This is a genomic window from Mucilaginibacter gotjawali, from assembly GCF_002355435.1.
Classification (GTDB): Bacteria; Bacteroidota; Bacteroidia; order Sphingobacteriales; family Sphingobacteriaceae; genus Mucilaginibacter; species Mucilaginibacter gotjawali.
In genome coordinates this window covers 1,158,311-1,176,285 of record NZ_AP017313.1, presented here as the reverse complement: position 1 = coordinate 1,176,285, position 17,975 = coordinate 1,158,311, and the positions used below count along the sequence as shown (strand labels likewise).

Sequence of the window (17,975 nt, the reverse complement as noted above, 5' to 3'; positions counted from 1 at the left end):
GCCTGTTAGATTGTTTGGTAAATAATTGCTTCATGTTTTTAATTAGCACCAGCCCCGTTTAGTATCATCAAAAGAGGTTGTATCATTCGTATGAGCTTCCGATTACGCTCATTGATTTTCTCGGTTTCAAGCGTTCCATTTTACACGGAACACTGCGGAACATTGCGAAACATGCTTATTATCAACATGTTCCACTTTTTTATAAATAGCTGAATTTATGTAAGCAATTGATAATCAACGCCAACACAAATGCTATATTTAACAGCAATCGATGGAGCGGTTGATAATCAACGTGTTCCATTTTTATAATACCCGCTTCGACAGTGAAAATGGTTTATCGTCTGCATTTAGCCCGCGTTGAAAATTGGGCTTGTCACCCATTTCAAAATGGAGTACACCGCCATTCATAATATCGGCCTGCGTTATCCAGTGATGGGTATATGGCTTCCCGTTTAAAGTAGCAGATTGGATATAAACATTCGTTTTGCTGTTGTTATTTGCTTCTATCGTAAACTTATTTCCGTTTTCAAGGGTGATGGTTATTTTATTAAATGCCGGGCTGCCTATTACGTATTGGTCCGTTCCCGGGCAAACGCTGTAGATACCGGCAGCGCTTAAAACATACCAGGACGACATTTGCCCCTCGTCTTCATCGCCGGGATAACCGTTTTCCGTAGCATTGTACATTTTGTCCATCACCTCCCGGATATGCTGCTGTGCTTTCCAGGGTTCGCCGGCATAATTGTACAGGTAGATCATATGGTGGATCGGCTCATTTCCCTGGGCATACTGGCCCATATTAAAGGCGGCCATTTCTGTCATTTCGTGGATCACCGTACCGTATCCGCCTACCTTGATCGTTCCCGGTTCAGTAAACACCGAGTCGAGTTTTGCCGTGAAATTTTTGTTTCCGCCCATCAAATCTATCAGCCCCTGCGTGTCATGAAAAACCGACCAGGTCCAGTGCCAGGCGTTGCCTTCTGTATAAGGGCCGCCCCAGTCCATCGGGTCAAACGGCTCAATCCAGTTTCCGGCTTCATCTTTGGCACGCATAAACCGCGTTTTCGGGTCGAACAGGTTTTTATAGTTGTACATCTGCCGGGCAAATACATTTTCATAAAACTTGTTGCCGGTCTGTTTGGCTAACTGGTAAGCGCAAAAATCGTCATAAGCAAACTCCAGCGTCCAGGCAGTTGCGCCCTGGGTTTTGGCGCTGTACGGTACATAGCCATCTGCAAAATACTCTTTCCAGCCCGGCCTGCCGTTAGCGCTGCCCCAGGGGCCCTTATTGGTAGCTTCGTGGTAATAAGCTTCGAGCGCTTTTTTCGGGTCAAATGTCCGGATCCCTTTTACCCAGGCATCCGCTAATATGGAGATGGAATGATTCCCCAGCATCCCCCCGGTTTCGGCCGGGAACGACCATGCAGGCAGCCATCCGCATTGTTGCTGCGCATCCAGCAATGCCTGCGCGTAACGGCCCTCCATGGCCGGGTGTATGATGGTATTCAGCGGAAATTGCGCCCTGAAAGTATCCCAAAAGCCATTGTCAGTATACATGTATCCATCATGTACTTTTCCATCGTAGGGGCTAAAATAATAGGGTTTACCATCTTTGTTATATTCAAAAAACTGGTGCGAAAACAGGTTGGCATGATACAGGCACGAGTAAAATGTCGCCTTCTGCTCTTCCGTGCCGCCTTCAGCCAGCATCCTGCCAAGCAGTGTATTCCAAACTTTATCGGCTGCCGCATGCGTTTCATCAAAGGATTTATATTTGCCCAACTCCGTTTGCAGGGTGAGCTCAGCCTGTTCCGGGCTGATATAGGATGAGGCAACTCTGGCTTGCACGGTTTCGCCATCTTTAAACTTAATATATGCGCCCCTGCCCTCGCCTTCGGCAAACAGGCTATCGGGTGTGATTTGATTATGCTTATTCTCCCAGGTGCCATAGCCTTTGAATGGCTTATCAAACACAATTACAAAATAGTTTTTGAAATTGGATGGCGCCCAACGGCAGTTATTAACATAACCGGTAATTTTTTTGTGATCAGGATCGATCTTCACCATGCTCATTTTGGTATAGCCATCCAAAACAATATAGGTGGATTTTGAATGAGGGAATGTAAAACGCAAATGAGCGCCCCGTTCAGTAGGGCTTATTTCTGTGGTGATATTATTATCCAGCTTAACCTTGTAATAGCCTGGCTGCGCAATTTCGTTATCATGGCTGAAAGAAGCCGCCCGCTCATCTTCATTTACAACCAGTTTGCCCGATACAGGCATCAGCGAAAAAACGGCGTAATCATTCACCCACGAGCTGCATTGATGCGACTGCTGAAAACCGCGGATAGTGTGTACGAAATACTGGTATTTCCAGCCGTCGCCGTTTTTACCTGTTTGTGGCGTCCAGGTATTCATTCCGAATGGCAGCGCGGTAGCCGGGTAGGTGTTCCCGTACGAAAATTCATATTTTGAATTTGTGCCCTGCCGGGTATTTACATATTTAACAAGATCGCGTTGCTGAGCGTTTAAGATGCTGATTGCGCAACTCAAAAAAACAATTAAAAATAAGGCTTTCTTCATGGGGTGTTTATAATACTGCCGGTAATGCAATTCGGGTTTTTCGGAAATGGGTCTCACATCAATGGAACCTTAAAAAAAGGAGGTGCTCCCACCCCCTTTCTTAATCAACTAACGCTATTTTTTAAAACACACTCAACACAGCCGACTTCTTTGCAATGATCAATAAGCTTTGCTAAATTGTTTTAGCAAAAATATGTTTTAAGATTTAATTATCAAATTTTTTTGTGAAAACTATTTAAATCTAACCCTTATAAAGCGCGGCCGGTATAAATTGGGGTCCGTAGTTAAGTCTTTTATAAATTCTGTGGAATTGATGTTATAACTGATAAGCAATTCACCCGGATTAGATATGGAAGGGTGCGCCTTGGCATTGTAAACTAAATAAGTGTTTTTAAGCAAATCAGGCTTGCAGTCCCATAATTTTATAACCGGCCCGAAAGGCCCGTACGGTGTAGCCCCTATCCTCATGCCTACCGTTGTAGTCATGCCATCCAACTGGAAAACCAGCGCATAGCGCCCATCGGGCAGCGCCGTCAGGCTCAGCTCGTTGGATACATCTTTCGTAACATCGGCAACTTTATTTATTTCAGTCACCCATTTGGCGCCATCCCAATAGGTCCATTTTTCAAAATGTTCAAAATCTTTTGGCAATACCCTGGCAATCATCAGTCTTTTTGCCATACCTCTTACGCCATATACATAAATATAGCCATCGGGGTGTAGCGCACCCGCTTTCTTTGTGTTCACGTAAATTCCCGCGCCAAAAGATCCACTGTCACCTGCACTGTCCGTGAGAAAAAAGGGGGTATCCATCTGCTGCTGGTTTAAGTAGGGCGACACGCTGCCTGCCGGTATTTTTATCAGCGTATTGCCCACTTCCTTAAATCCGAATGCCCCATCACTCACATTGCGTACCCGGTAACCAAAAATGTAAATAGCGTTACCGAGCTCCTGGTTAACAAAGCCATCGCCAAGCCAGTAATAGTCGCCATTTTGTGTTTTTGGCGTATGCGGAACAAAAATTGATTCCGCCTGTCCTGCTGTATCCTTTGCCCATGAAAAAAGCATTTTTTGGGCAACCGGCTTGTCTCCGCTTAGCACCGCTACAGAATTATGGATCATTTTATAGCCAGGCAGCATGGTGTGATCCCTGATCTCGCCGATCATACTGTCACTAAAAAGGAAGAGTATTTTATCATTCGGAGTCGCGGCAGGGCCACGCACACCATTAAGCCGCATCGTATAAATACCATCACCGCCAAACCAACCCGAATCCCGTTTCAGAAGACCGGACCATTCCGGCGCAGGTTCAACGGTAAAATTGATATGCTCCAGGTCCGCCGTCTTTTTATCGCTCACAGCCTGGCCTTTTACACCGGTAAAACAGAAAACAAACACCCCGGAAAGAATTATTAAAGAAAGCTTTTTCATTGATTATTGGAAAAGAGACATTGTAAATTTAACTATTTTTAAAGATGCAGACGCCCGCCATTTTTTATTTGCCGGTAAATAATTGAGGAGATGCCGACAATGCCGCCTGCGATCATCCCTATCGAGATCATTTCTGCCTGGGTTAACTGCAGGCCTAAAATAGCATAGCGCTCGTTAACGCGAATTATTTCGATCAGGATCCTTTCGATACCGCTTAACACCAGGAAGGAATAAAACATCAATCCCGGAATTTTGATGCGTTTGCGTAACAGCCACATCAATCCAAATAAACCAATGCAAATCACTACCTCATAAAATGATGTCGGGTAAACTCCGCCGCGCAATTGCTCGCAATGGTCGCCAAAGCAGCCATCTATTTTTATACCCGCGTCGATGGTATTGTGCGGATATTTAAACGACCACATCCAATCGGGCAGCCAGGCAAGCAACGCGGGTTTGGGGTGGTTGTTTACAATCCCCCAGTCTCCGTCGCCGGCCAAATGGCATCCAATCCGCCCGATACCATAGGCCAGCATCATCCCCGGCGAACCAATATCTGCAAGGTGTACCAGTTTCATCCCCTTTTTATGGCAGATATATAAGTAAGTAACCGAGCCGAATATCAGCCCGCCATAATAGGTGAACCCATTGGCTGAAAACAAGGTGTCTATAGGATGCCGCATAAACAGCTGAAGGTTTTCTGCGGTATTAAATAATTTAGCGCCGATAAATCCCCAAAAACCTAAAGCAAACGCCAGGTAACCCATTAACTGGTAAGGGTGAACTACCGTTTCAACTATTTTGGGCTTTGGCAACAGCTGCTTTCTCCGGTCGGTATAAATCCATAAAACAAAGGCCGCCGCAAACAGTAACCCGCCCCATAAATTACCCTGCACCGAAAAAATGTACGCGACAGGGTCGATTTTAATTACTTTATAATTAATAACCGCCCCCGATATCTTGAACCCCAGCACAAACCCCAGCAAACCATTCACCAGCAACTCCAAAAAAGAAGCGGGCAACCCAATAATTTCTTCTTCTTTGTAGGCGGAGATAAGGCCGTCTGCTTCTTTCCTTTTAAATTCAGCTACAAAAACGAAATAAGTTAAAAAGAAAGACAGGGCGACAAAAAAACCAAAGGTTTGAACCGGGAAAGTAATGTTGACATGAAAAAGATAGCGCAGCAAATCGCCTACAGTTGGGAACATACCTCTAAATTATACAAAAAAAAGCTTTTTAAATCAGGAGAATGGTTAGTCCCCCATAATTTAAAAAGCTGTGAAAGGTTATTTTACTTTATTTATCTCTTATACGCTATGCGGCATTAAAATCCTAATTGTATACCAAAGTTGATCACGCGCTGGTTGATATAAGCGTCGCCGGCAGTATTGGTCTGTATTTCCGGATCCTGCTGGTAGCGTTTATAGTTATCCCAGGTAAACAGGTTATAGGCGCTCAGGTAAACCCTTGCGTTATCCAGGTGAAACGGCAATGACTTGCTCGGGAACTGGTAGCCGATATCCACTGTTTTCAGCCGGATATAATAGGCGTTTAAAAGCCAATAGTCTGACGGATAGTAGGTTGGGCTATTGATGGTTTGCGGGTTGGTAGTCAACCGCGGAAATTGCGCGCTTGATGCATTTTCCGGCGTCCATGCTGTCAAATGAATGGGCTGAAATTGGCTTTGAAACGGCTCAATTCCGGTACCGGTAATCATAAAGCTATAATTAAACGCTCCCTGCAACAATACACTGGCGCTAAAACCCTTGTAGCCGGCAGTTAAATTTAAACCCAGCGTTGTATTTGGTAAATTAGGATGACCGATGGCCTTTTGGTCAAAAACATTAATATAGCCATCATGATTCAAATCCTGGTATTTCAGATCCCCTGCCTGTATTGTCTCGCCATTATCTGGTACAGCAATCGGGTCACCTGCATTACTGCCACTGTGCCCTGCTTTATACGCGTTAATAGCAGCAACATCGCCAGGTGTATAATAACCCAGTGAATGATAGCCAAACGGTTGGTTAATAGAATGCCCGGTGCGTGCGAGCCATGGGTATGCGGCTTGCGCTTCGCTTTCAAAAAGAATCTTGTTCTTTGCATACGAAAACACAAAATTAACACCATACTGAACGTCCCTTATGCTATTATGGTAGCCGATCTGCCCGTCGAACCCATTATTTTGGGTACGGCCAAGGTTGATAGCCGGCAAACCTACGCCTAAAACAAGCGGCACATTATTGGGTATGATCAACTGGTCGTAACGAACGTTATGGAAATAGTCTGCCGTAAAAGATAAATGATCTTTAAATAAGTTCATATCCAGGCCAAGGTCAAGTTCTTTTTGCCGCTCCCACACTACGTTGGCGTTTGAAAGCGCACCTTCGTAATATTGATTATAGTAATTGGGCGATGTGCCAAAATTATACTGGTTGGAATTTTGATTATAGTATTGACTATAGATGTAGGTATTACCCGGGGCCACATCCGAGCCCACAATTCCATATGATCCCCTGATTTTGAGCAAACTGAAAACTGAGGTTATTTTTTTGAAATAATCTTCTTTTGTAATGTTATACCCTACGCTCACCGCCGGAAACCAGCCATACCGGTGATTTGCGGCGAAACGGTCTGTTCCATTATACGCGGCATTGATATCGAACAGATATTTCCCGGCATAATCATATGTTCCCCTGGCCGAGATCCCCCTGAATTTAGCGGGAACGCCTACCGATGTAGCATCAAGAAACGCATTGGCATCATAGGTTTGGGACGATTGATTTAACAATACCAACCCGGTAACATGGTTTTTACCGTTAAAAGTACGGTCGTAGTTGGCAAATGCCTGCAGGTTTACATTGGTAGTATAGATATTTACGTTACCTGCATAATAGATCTGCGGAAATACATAACTGCCTGCAGGGTTTAATATAGTTTGACCAGTTGCAGGATCGTAATGGTACGTTGGAATAGGGCCATAATTTCCGGTAGAACGGGTAAAAGCTTCCGTGCTTGAATAGGCTACCCGGCCGGTTACCGATAAGCCATTGGTAATTGCATCAAGGTTTTGCTTAATGTTAAACAACACGTTATAATCAGTTCGCTTTTCGTTTTGATATCCGCCTGTAGCCAGCCGCGCATTCAGGGTGGGCAAATGGCTGGGGTTGAAATTTGAATATGCATAAGCGTAGCTGCCGTTCGGGTTTAAAAATGGCGCTGTAAACGGGGTTTCCTGTGCAAAATTATAAACGTCGGAAAGGGTGCTTGAAGCAGATTCGTTTGGCGAATTTGTACTCGAAAAACGGGTGGTTACATCCAGCCTGATATCAAGTGTTTTATTTGCCTTTAAATCCAGGTTCGACCTGAAATCATACCGGCTGAATTCGTAGTTGTTATTGATGTTTGCCACAGGATCGGTAAAATGTTTCACCAATCCGTTTTGCTGCAATATACCGCCCGAAATAAAATACTTTAACTGATCGGTACCGCCGGATATGTCCAGGTTTGAATTGGCCTGGTAGCTGTATTTATTGAAGATCTTATCATACCAGTTTACGTCAGGGTGCCCATAAGGATCGGAATGATTTTGGTATAATACCAGGTCGTTCGGGCTGAAAGTGAGCTTATCAGGCAATGTCCCGTCGTTTGTTTCGGCTTGATTGATCAATACCGCCGATTGGTAGGCATTCAGGAATTTTGGCGTAATTGTAGGCGCCTGCACCCCCGCTTCATTCCGGAAGTTAACCTGGGGTTTACCGGCTTTTCCGCGCCGGGTGGTTACCACTAAAACACCGTTGGCTCCTTTTATACCATAGATAGCAGTAGTAGCCGCATCTTTTAAAACGCTGATACTTTCTATTTCGTTTACATTGATCTGCTGCAGCTGATCATAGGTATATTCAATGTCATCAACAATGATCAATGGTTGATTTCCTGCCGGGTTAAGTGAGCTTACGCCACGGATAAAAAAGTCAGAAGCATCTTTACCAGGCTGCCCCGAGCTTTGCTGGGAAAAAAATCCCGGTATTTTGCCTGACAGCGTGTTTTGCACGTTTGCCGTTGGAACGGTCCGGATATCCTGGGCCGAAATTGTACTAACCGATCCGGTGGTTGTAATACGCTTTGTTTTACCAAAACCCACCACAATCACTTCGTTAAGATCCTGGCTGTTTGATTTTAAGGTAATATCGATATTGTCAACTTTGCCGGCAACATTTACTTCCTGCCGTGCATAGCCAATAAATTGTACTACAATAATATTTGAACTGCCTTTTAAGGTTAATGTAAACCGGCCTTTTATATTGGTGGTAACGCCGTTGCCGGGCATACCTTTTTCAACAACCGACGCCCCGGGCAAAACTCCTCCGTCGTCTCTCACTACCCCCGAAACTACTCTGTTTTGCGCATATAGCAATGCCGGAAGGATACTGAAGATGACAAGAAAGAAAAGTATTAATTTTCTCATAACTGCTTATTTAATAGTTAAATGACTATGATTTATTACCAACCCGGGTTTTGTTTCAGATTCGGATCTTTTAGTATTTCGTTGTATGGGATAGGGTGAAAATATTGCTTGGTGGTAAACGTTGTACTCAACACGTTAATCGGGTTGAATGTTAAGTTTGAACCTGTTTTTACAATAGACACCCCTGTCCTTGGTTGATTCATGAGCGTTTGCGCCAGTTTCCATCTTTTAATATCAAAGTAGCGGTGCTCTTCAAAAGCAAATTCAATGCGCCATTCATTTTGTATAAAAGCCCGCATCTCGGCAGTACTCATGTTTTGCGGCACGCCGTAAGTGATCCCTGCCCCCGGGTCAATCCCCGCTCTTTTTCGTAAGGCATAAAGCTGGGCGTAACAATCAGCCGGCGGCGAACCTGCAGCTTCGTTTTCGGCTTCGGCAAGCGTTAATAATACTTCGGCATACCTGAATACAACCCAGTCTGACGAATGGCTGCTATAAGTGGTGGTATTTTCAAAAAGGCCCATAAATTTACGCATATAGTAACCTGTAACCGTTTGCTGGGTATTCACATCGGGTTTGCTCTGGCCCCCTTCGTAAGTTTGCACGGAGGTATTGAGCCAGGTGTGCCCATTATAAAGAATAGTCCATGCTAATCGTGGATCGCGCTTTGGCGTTGAATTTACTGCGTAAGGATCGGATGGGTTAAAGCCTGACGACGGATCAGTAATAGCCAGTCCGTTTTGCATCGGGAATGAATTAACCAATTCCTGCGTAGGGCTTGTGTTGCCCACCGCCGAGGCCGCCTGGAAACCTACAGGACCATTGTACGTTTCGACACTGATGCTATTGCCACCCGGCCTTATCATTATCCTTTCCAAATTATTCTGCGTTAAAAAGATATCGCGGTAGCTGGTATCCAGCTGGTAGGTGCCTAAACTAATTACGTCACGCGCGGCGTTAGCGGCCAGTGTCCAGCGGTTTATATCGTAACTTGTATAACCGGTGAGCGGGTTGGCTGCATCAATGTTTCCACCATTGAACAATGGGCTGGCGGCATATAACAAAACGCGGGCTTTTAAAGCCAAAGCAGCCCCTTTGGTAATCCGGAAATTGTCGCTGGAGATAGCCAACGGGGCAGTGATCAGGCTATCCTTTACAGCGTTCAATTCATTCACTATATAGGTGATACAATCTGAAAAGCTGCTGCGTGGTACGGTTATCGCATCATTAACATTATAAACCTTATTCCCCAGCAGCGGTACCCCGCCATAGCGCTTCACCAGCTCAAAATAAAAGTACGCCCTTAAAAAACGTGCTTCGCTTTGCCATACCCAACGGGTACCCACGCCGTTTGGCAACGTGCCTTTAACCGGAACAACCCCAATATTATTGATAAATTCATTTGCCGAGCGTATACCGGCCCAAAATGAATTGGGCGTACCGGTCGGGTTTGTTCCCTCCCATGGGTTCTCGGTAGAGGGGAACGATTGTGATGTTGCCGCATTGGTTGACATTAAGGTCACCTGTGCGGTACCCGTTTGGGATGACACCGCATCATCCGAAGCTGCGTCAAGGTAATCACTGCCTACCCGGTTATTGCCATTGGGTACTATCGCATATATCCCGTAGAGGAACGACTGCGCATTGGCCCCGGCTGAATCGCGCGGATCGAACACATAGTTTGCAGTGATCTTATCAACCGGAAATTGTTCATACTTTTTACACCCATAAACAACACATAGTAGTATTATCGCTGGCAGTATCTTATTTATATGATTTTTCATTTACTCTAGTATTTAATAATTACCACTTAAAGTTTAACTGTAATACCTGCATTAATCACCCGTTGAACAGGGTATGCGGTCATTGATGTTTCTTCCGGATCAATGCCTTTAAGGCCCGCCAGCGTTGCCAGGTTTTCGCCGTTAACAAATACCCTTAAACCTGCCAGCCTGAGTTTTTGTGTTACACTAACCGGAAAGGTGTACCCGACTTCAGCATTTTTTATTCGCAAATAGTTGCCCGACCGTACGTAAAAGGAGGAGGTTAACCCGTTATTATTGTAGGCCGAAACAGCCAGCCTCGGTAAAGTCGCTATTGAAGCCGTTTCGGGTGTCCAGCGCCCGGTTGCCCCTGTGTAAGCCTGCTGGTTGATCGTTGAATAGTCGAGCCCGAACTGGGTAGCTATGTTATTGTAGCCCACGTAGATCTGGCGGTTAGTAACACCCTGGATAATAACCGACAGGCTAAACCCTTTATAGCTGAACCCCGGGTTAAGTCCGTAGAAAACAATTGGCTTTGTACCCCCTATTGCCGATTCGTCAAACTGGTTAATTACGCCGTCTCCGTTAAGGTCTTTGTATTTAATATCTCCTGCCTGCGGTACGTATCCGGCAATATGCGGGCTTGTGGCTGCATCCTGCGCGGTTTGATAAAGCCCCTGGGCGGTATAGCCATAAATAACACCGTTAACAGGGTTCCCTGTTTGCCTTGTCCATGGATAGGGTGAATTTAACTCATCCTGGTATACAATTTTTGAAGCCTGCAAATTGATATTGCCGGTAACGAAGTAATTAAAATTACCGGTGTGATCCTGGTAGGTAAGGCTCAGTTCCGCTCCCTGGTAAAGGTTGATGCCGATATTTTCCAGCGGATATGGTGCGCCCAGTAATGCTATTGAATTGCCGCGCAAGCCAAGTACATTGGAATACTTGTCGTGGTAATAATCGGCCGTGATCAGGAATTTGTCCTTAAACAAAGAGATGTCCATCCCGAAATCTATCTTATCAGCGCTTTCCCAGGTGATATAAGGATTGGCCAGCGCATCTTCGTACCAGTAATAGTTGGTTACGTAGCCCGTGCCTATCTGGTATTGTTTATTAAAATTGTTGTTACTGTAAGTTTGCTGATAAGCATAGTACAATGAAGCCTGCTGGGCGATATTGCCATTTCCGGTACGGGCATAGGTGCCGCGCCATTTCCATGAATCGATCCAGCTGAAATTGTCTTTAATAAAGCTTTCTTTGCCCATTTGCCATCCAAGGCCGGCAGCGTAAAAGGTGCCGAACTGATGGCCCGGCGGATACCGGTTGTTCCCGCTGCGATTTACAGCTGCTTCTGCAAAATATTTACCATCGTAATTGTAGGTGCCTTTTAAGGCGATATCAGTAACCACTTCCGGAAGGTCATAATTGGTAACCAATGATTTGCTGTCATAAAGCGCGATCGCATTCACCTGGTTTTTACCAAATTGCCTCTCGTAATTTAAAGCCGCCTGGCCAAATGACTGCCGTGACGTATACACCGTATTAAAAACATTGCTTTGGGCTACAATAGCGCCATATTGCGAATAGGTACTATCTTTATTAAGGATAAATGAAGGATTTTGCAAACTGCGGTTAAGCGCCGTAATTGATTGATAGCTTAAATTACCTTTCAGTTTTGCGGTCAAACCCTTTAATACACTGTTTAAATTATAATTCAGGTCGAGGTTGGCCAGGATATCATCGGTAAGGTTTTGAATATAGCCGGAATACTCGGTTTGCGAGAGCAGGTTATTGCTGTATGGCCCTGTATTACCGCCAATAATTGAACCGCCGAATGAACCGTCAGGGTTACGAACGGGGTAGGCGTTATTTGGTGTATTATAAAGTGAGTTGAGTACACTGGTGTAACCCCCGCCATTATTTCCGCCAGGCTCGGTAGTTGTTTGTACCCTGCCAAATAATTGCAGGTCAACATTCAAATTCTTATTTACCTGTACGCCTACATCCGAATTGATAATATAACGGCTCAGATCGTTATTGGTATTATACGGCACTTCACTTGCAGTATTAAAGATGCCTGCCTGGTCAAAATAACCCAGCGAAATGGAGTATTTGGCGATGTTTGAGCCACCGTTTACATTCAATTTATATTGCGTCATCGGCGCGTAATCGGTTAAAATCGTTTTAAACCAATTTACATCAGGATGTCCCGTCGGATCGGTATGATCGCGGTATGCGTTAAAATCAGCTGCGGAATACTGCGGCAATTTACTGTCGCTGGTTAACGTTTCATTGATCAGGTATGCATACTGATAGGCGGGCAAAGGCGTTGGCAGGCCCAATGATTTCTGCAAACCAGTCTCAGCGGTAAAAGTAATACGCGGCTTGCCTACCTCGCCACGCTTGGTGGTCACGAGCACTATCGGCCTTGAGCTGTTTACACCCATCAGGATAGTTGACAAACCGTCCTTCAATACCGATATGGATTCGATTGACTCCGGATCAATAGACGAGATCTCGCGCTGAACGCCATCTATCACCGTGATGGGGGTTTGGCCACGAACGGTCACCATCATCTCGGAATTATCAGAAGTGCTGTTATTGTTTGATGCCGTATTCACCAGGTTTTGCCCGATAACGGAAGGTGATGAAATTGATGCCGTATGAAAGGAAGTAAATCCGCTCTGCTGTTGTGTATATACTCCGGCTAATTGCCCCGGAAAAGCATACACAAACAGGGAAGCCGGCGTTGTTGTCAGTTGGTTGGTATATACGGTTGAAATTGCGCCCAGCTCACTTTCTTTTTTTTGCGTACCGTATAATACATCAATATTTTGCGGGTTCCTGAGATAGTTATCATCAAGCTTTACCGTTATTTTACTGTTATCTTTAATAGTCAGTTCACGCACCAGGTGGCCGGTGTAACTAAACACCAGGGTAGTACCGGGTGCAGCGTCAATTTGAAACTGACCGGCCGCATCGGAAGTGGTAAAAACAGCGTTGCCTTTGATGCGGATGTTCACACCTTTTAAAGGCTGACTATATTCATCTAATACAATGCCGCTGGCCCAGCCAGGATGAACAGTGGCTTTAACCGTAGTATCCTGCTGTGCAACGGCGAAACTGATATTGAACACCAACAGCATCAGCATAATGATTCCCGTTAAGTATTTCTGTGAGTAGCAATTAAGCATAGAATCAGATTTAAATTGTTAATTTATTGAACATAATTTGGGCCGTCATACCTTGCATTATTATAGTACAAAGGCTGTTGCAATTATTGTAAAATACTGTTAATTAGATTATTACTTTTAACCTAGGTATTTTATGTACACTTAAATTTATAGGTAAATGGTGAACTTGTACCGCCGTAACCTATCTTCGTCGATCCCGATTTATCGGTAATAAAATAAGTCATACTTACCACCGTTTGCCCCGTCGTCGCGCCGAACAGCTTACGCGGCCAAAAAGTAAGCCGGTAGATCCCGCTGGTCGCCGAGGTTTGCGTGAGCATTGTTTGTGCGGATTGATCGCATACGGTAACCGTTTTACCATCGCTCATGGTAGCGGTAGCGCATAAATAAACCGCAGAACTGTTTGCTAACAGCGCCGGTGTTACCACATTGTTATTGTAGGTAAGCGTAACAATATCATTGTCCAATGATTTCGGCGGATCAATTGTAGTTAACTGGGGGTTACAGAAGTCAACAAGGTCGCCGGTTCCGCCGGTAAGTTCAAAACAGTTAGGGTTCACAAATTCATTATAATATTCTGTGGTAGGGCTCGAATCTCCGTCGTTGCCGTCAAATGTAAAACCGTTCTGGTCGTTTGCAACAACATAGGCCAGTTTAACCAGGGTAGGATTGCCATCGGCGCCAATATTATTGATCGTGATGTTAATTGTACCGGTGATCTTATCTCCGTTGTTGTAATTAACCGGCACATCACTTTGATAAGCAACCCATTCAACGTCATCTATTAAATTTCCAGCATTGCCAAAAAAGTTTTTCATGTAAGTTGGCCAGTTAACGCCATTGCTATGAGCAGCGATAATAGGTGAATTGGCAGGAAGGAGCACCATATTTCCGTCGCCTTTGCTGCTGGAGTAAGTTACCTTGGCATTGTCTCCTGTTTTCCATCCCTTTGGGGTTAAAAATCCAAAAATAATACGCGCGGTACCGCTGCTGTTGCATGAGTTTTTAACATTAACGGTAATCTTCACCGTCGACCCTACAACAGCGCTGCCCGGCTGGTCTACACTATCAATAATCGTGTAACAGCAGCTCAGCACAATACACAATACAATCAGTGTGCATAGCCGCCATAAATTTTTTCCTTTTATATGTAAACGTACTTTCATATAGTTTGTATTTTTTGTCTGGATCAGTTGGTTTTTGATAATGTAAATACGTAAGTATTTTGTGAGCATCCCGGGCTAAATGTCATGATGATCTGCCGCGTTCCGTTGATGATGGGGTAATTGAAAGCAGTTGCAACCGCCGCCCCGCCAGTAGCTGTAAATGTTAACTTATAAGGATATTGCGGATCATCCAATGAGAACTTACCATCTGCACCAACTATAAATGGTACCGGGTTTAATAAATTATAATTGCCCGTAGTAGCATCAAACTTGATACTGAACTGGGTGAAATCATAAATAGGAAGCAAATTTGTACCGTTGCGCGTTGCCTGCACAACTTTCCAGGTGCCGGTGAGGTCCTTTTTCGATTCGGTAACAGGGGCTATTCTTTCCATCTTACAAGATGTCCAGAGCAAAGCCATCGCCGCAATAAATAAATATGCCTGCTTTTTCAATATAAAATGATTATTCATACTTAATTCCTGGTTAAATTCATCAATATTTTTAATAGCCCGGGTTTTGAATCAGTGTAGGCGATTTACCCGTTTCGCTTATCGGGAATGGCCACAAATACATCGCCGGCCTGAAATTGTGCTTGGTGGCGTTAAATGTATTATAGGTTATTGTACTGCCATTTTCATCCACCTCCATGCCTTTTGCCTGTATATTTTCGGTTACCGGCGCAATTTTCCAGCGTCGTACATCAAAAAAGCGGTGCCCTTCAAACGCAAGCTCTATCCTCCGTTCATTTTGGATATAGCTGCGCATATCGGCCTGGCTCAATCCTGCAGGCAACTGGTAAGGGTTTAAACCCGCACGTTGCCTGATAGCCTGAACGGCATTGTATACATTAGCCGTTGGCCCCTCGAATTCATTGGCCGCTTCGGCATAGTCCAGTAATATTTCGGCGTACCTGATCAAAGGCAGGCAGCGGTTTGATTTAAAGGCGATTGTTGCCGCAATAGCCGCAGGATCCAGCATCTTATTGCAATAATAGCCGGTAACCGTTCCCTGGTGAACAGCATCAGGATTCTGGCCATTATTATTTCCGAGATAAATATTTACAGGCGCCTGCCCGCTGATCAGGCCGTTACCGGTTCTTACGTTTAATATGGTTTGGTCGTGAATAATACTATAATTTAAACGCGGGTCGCGGTTATTATAAGGGTTCGTAGGGTCGTATCCTGAAGCCGGGTCGGTAATGAGTTTGCCATTGTTCATCGGGAAAGCATCCACAAGCCCCTGGTAAGGGAAAGCACCATTACCGCCGCTTCGTGATGGTGGCAGGAACAGGTCTTCAAGATCGGTATTCGGCCCCCGCATTAATTGAAAAATATATTCGGTATTTACGCGTTGCGGAAACAAACCCTGGAAACCATAGCCAGGTGCAGCTGTTTGATAGGTATTTACTGTATTTAAAGTATATGCCCCTGACGCAATTACTGCCTGGGCAGCATTTTCGGCAAGCTGCCACCGCGCCGGGTCTGCCGTTGGGTAGCCAACCAGCGATGGATCTACCGTACCGCTTGAACTTTTTCCGGCATCGGCAGGCAAAGTAGTGCCATTAAACAAAGGACTTGCCGCATAAAGTAAAACACGGGCCTTTAAAGCCAGGCAGGCACCGCCGGATGCACGGCCCCAGTTAAGCCCGTTTTGGGTAAGCGGAAGCACCGTTGCAGCAGCATCGCACTCCGTAGTTATATACGTAACGCATGCCGCATAGGTGGAGCGTTTTACATTAATTGGCGTGGCGTAAGTAAAAAGGCTGTCGCCAACAATTGGCACCCCGCCGTAATGTTCAAGTAATATACTGTAATACCATGCCCGCAGGAAGCGCGCTTCAGCCAGCACTCCGGCCTTATTGGAGGCCATCATTTTAGTGCTATGAATATTCGCCAGCAGTTGATTTACTGCCCGTATCTGCGTATAACAGGTATTATAGGGCTCGTTGCTCACCGTACCTGCGTTTATGGTACCTGTGGCAAACCCCGCAGCATCAGTAGCGTAAGTATGCGAGGGCTCAGATTCATCACTTGCGGCATCCAACCCGCCGCAAATAAAATTGTTGGCAGAAAACCGTGATGGGCTGCTGCTAATTCCCGCGCTTGCATATATATTGGCGAGAAAGCCCTCGGTTCTTGAACTATCAGTAAATACGCTTGCTTGCGTAAGATTGGTGGTGTTCGTTTGAGCAAGAAAACTTCCGCTTTTTTTGCACGATGGTGCAAACAAGATAAAGCTCAAAAAGGCTGAAAGAACAAAAAACTGAAAGTAAATTTTCTTCATATCAAGGCGTTTATAAACAATTAATCATCTATTTATTTATTGCTCGAACAATTGAAAAATCGTTTTAGCAAATCTTAAAAAAAACACAAAAATTAAATTTTACTAAATTTTGCGGTTACTGTATAATTGGTTTTGTTTTTTAGAATATCAATATTCCGAGTGCTAAATTACATTATAAAAACGATTTAGCAAATTTTTTTTAAAATATTTTTTCAATATAAAATACGGTATAACTTCATACTATCTGTTATTTTTCCTTATTAAAAAACCGGCTAAAAAAAAGCGCCTGGTAGTTGATTGAATTACCCCAGTAATCCCAGCTATGTGCCCCGGGCCTTACGGTAAAATCATGCGGAATATTCCGTTCCAGCAACTTTTCATGCAAAGCTTTGTTGGCCTCAAACAGGAAATCAGATGAACCACAGTCAAATATAATAGCCAGCGAGTTGGGTTTTAATAAATAAACCATATTGATGACGCTGTTTTGCTCCCAGCGTTGCGGAAACAAGCTGTATTTACCCAACACCTGCTCAATCCCAAAGCTATCCGGAAATGGTCGCAGATCTACCCCCCCGCTCATGCTGCCTGCGGCGCCATAAAGCTCCAGGTGTTTAAATGCCAGGTAAAACGCCCCGTGACCACCCATACTCAGGCCCGTGATGGCCCGCCCGGAACGATCGGTAATTGTTGAATAGTGACTATCAATATAACTGATCAATTCCTTTGAAATATAGGTCTCAAACTGCCATTCCCTGCTAACAGGGCTATCAAAATACCAGCTCGCAAAGCCGCCATCCGGGCAAACAATTACCATATTGTAAACATCCGACAACTTTTTGATGGAAGGAACCTTTAAAATCCAATCGGAGTAATTGCCGCTAAAGCCGTGCAACAGGTAAAGCACCGGGAATTTCTTGGCAGTGGAATAATCATCCGGCCTGATAACCACTGCCTTAATATCTTTATTCATCGCAGCGCTATGCGTAAGTACAGTATCTACCGTGGCAGCATGCACTTTTAGCAAAGCAGCTGTCAAAAATATGAGCGACAGCGTAAGAAATCTCTTATAAGTAATCATCGT

At 44.7% G+C, this 17,975-nt stretch carries 10 protein-coding genes; all 10 read right to left on the bottom strand.

Going from position 1 to position 17,975, the window contains the following annotated elements; translation table 11 throughout:
- Positions 1–303: 303 nt before the first annotated feature.
- Positions 304–2,640, bottom strand: a complete 2,337-nt coding sequence (locus MgSA37_RS05370; RefSeq protein ID WP_317046627.1) for a GH92 family glycosyl hydrolase — start codon at positions 2,638–2,640, stop codon at positions 304–306.
- Between the two features lie 174 nt (positions 2,641–2,814).
- A complete protein-coding gene (locus MgSA37_RS05365; RefSeq protein WP_096350202.1) occupies positions 2,815–4,014 on the bottom strand; it encodes a DUF4185 domain-containing protein in 1,200 nt (399 codons plus the stop codon).
- A 38-nt stretch (positions 4,015–4,052) separates the two neighbouring features.
- Positions 4,053–5,222, bottom strand: a complete 1,170-nt coding sequence (locus tag MgSA37_RS05360; protein WP_096350201.1) for a prolipoprotein diacylglyceryl transferase — start codon at positions 5,220–5,222, stop codon at positions 4,053–4,055.
- A 116-nt stretch (positions 5,223–5,338) separates the two neighbouring features.
- Positions 5,339–8,482, bottom strand: a complete 3,144-nt coding sequence (locus tag MgSA37_RS05355; RefSeq protein WP_096350200.1) for a SusC/RagA family TonB-linked outer membrane protein — start codon at positions 8,480–8,482, stop codon at positions 5,339–5,341.
- A gap of 35 nt (positions 8,483–8,517) precedes the next feature.
- A complete protein-coding gene (locus tag MgSA37_RS05350; protein ID WP_096350199.1) occupies positions 8,518–10,266 on the bottom strand; it encodes a RagB/SusD family nutrient uptake outer membrane protein in 1,749 nt (582 codons plus the stop codon).
- Positions 10,267–10,292: 26 nt separating this feature from the next.
- The gene (locus MgSA37_RS05345) at positions 10,293–13,442 is read right to left on the bottom strand and encodes a SusC/RagA family TonB-linked outer membrane protein (RefSeq protein ID WP_096350198.1); all 3,150 of its coding nucleotides are present in this window, start codon (positions 13,440–13,442) and stop codon (positions 10,293–10,295) included.
- A 131-nt stretch (positions 13,443–13,573) separates the two neighbouring features.
- Positions 13,574–14,608: a DUF4961 domain-containing protein gene (locus tag MgSA37_RS05340; RefSeq protein ID WP_157750447.1), complete on the bottom strand. Its 1,035-nt coding sequence runs from the start codon at positions 14,606–14,608 to the stop codon at positions 13,574–13,576.
- A gap of 23 nt (positions 14,609–14,631) precedes the next feature.
- Positions 14,632–15,081, bottom strand: coding sequence for a DUF5004 domain-containing protein (locus tag MgSA37_RS05335; RefSeq protein WP_096350196.1), 450 nt, complete (start codon positions 15,079–15,081; stop codon positions 14,632–14,634).
- A gap of 31 nt (positions 15,082–15,112) precedes the next feature.
- On the bottom strand, positions 15,113–16,894 hold the full coding sequence (locus MgSA37_RS05330) for a RagB/SusD family nutrient uptake outer membrane protein (protein WP_096350195.1): 1,782 nt from the start codon (positions 16,892–16,894) through the stop codon (positions 15,113–15,115).
- 247 nt (positions 16,895–17,141) lie between these two features.
- Entirely contained in the window at positions 17,142–17,972 is an 831-nt protein-coding gene (locus tag MgSA37_RS05325; protein ID WP_096350194.1) for an alpha/beta hydrolase, read from the bottom strand.
- Between the last annotated feature and the right edge of the window lie 3 nt (positions 17,973–17,975).

Bases quoted from the DNA above. Each gene is read 5' to 3' on its own strand.
- MgSA37_RS05365 (WP_096350202.1), bottom strand. From the start codon at position 4,014: ATGAAAAAGCTTTCTTTAATAATTCTTTCCGGGGTGTTTGTTTTCTGT.
- MgSA37_RS05360 (WP_096350201.1), bottom strand. From the start codon at position 5,222: ATGTTCCCAACTGTAGGCGATTTGCTGCGCTATCTTTTTCATGTCAAC.
- MgSA37_RS05355 (WP_096350200.1), bottom strand. From the start codon at position 8,482: ATGAGAAAATTAATACTTTTCTTTCTTGTCATCTTCAGTATCCTTCCG.
- MgSA37_RS05350 (WP_096350199.1), bottom strand. From the start codon at position 10,266: ATGAAAAATCATATAAATAAGATACTGCCAGCGATAATACTACTATGT.
- MgSA37_RS05345 (WP_096350198.1), bottom strand. From the start codon at position 13,442: ATGCTTAATTGCTACTCACAGAAATACTTAACGGGAATCATTATGCTG.
- MgSA37_RS05340 (WP_157750447.1), bottom strand. From the start codon at position 14,608: ATGAAAGTACGTTTACATATAAAAGGAAAAAATTTATGGCGGCTATGC.
- MgSA37_RS05335 (WP_096350196.1), bottom strand. From the start codon at position 15,081: ATGAATAATCATTTTATATTGAAAAAGCAGGCATATTTATTTATTGCG.
- MgSA37_RS05330 (WP_096350195.1), bottom strand. From the start codon at position 16,894: ATGAAGAAAATTTACTTTCAGTTTTTTGTTCTTTCAGCCTTTTTGAGC.
- MgSA37_RS05325 (WP_096350194.1), bottom strand. From the start codon at position 17,972: ATGATTACTTATAAGAGATTTCTTACGCTGTCGCTCATATTTTTGACA.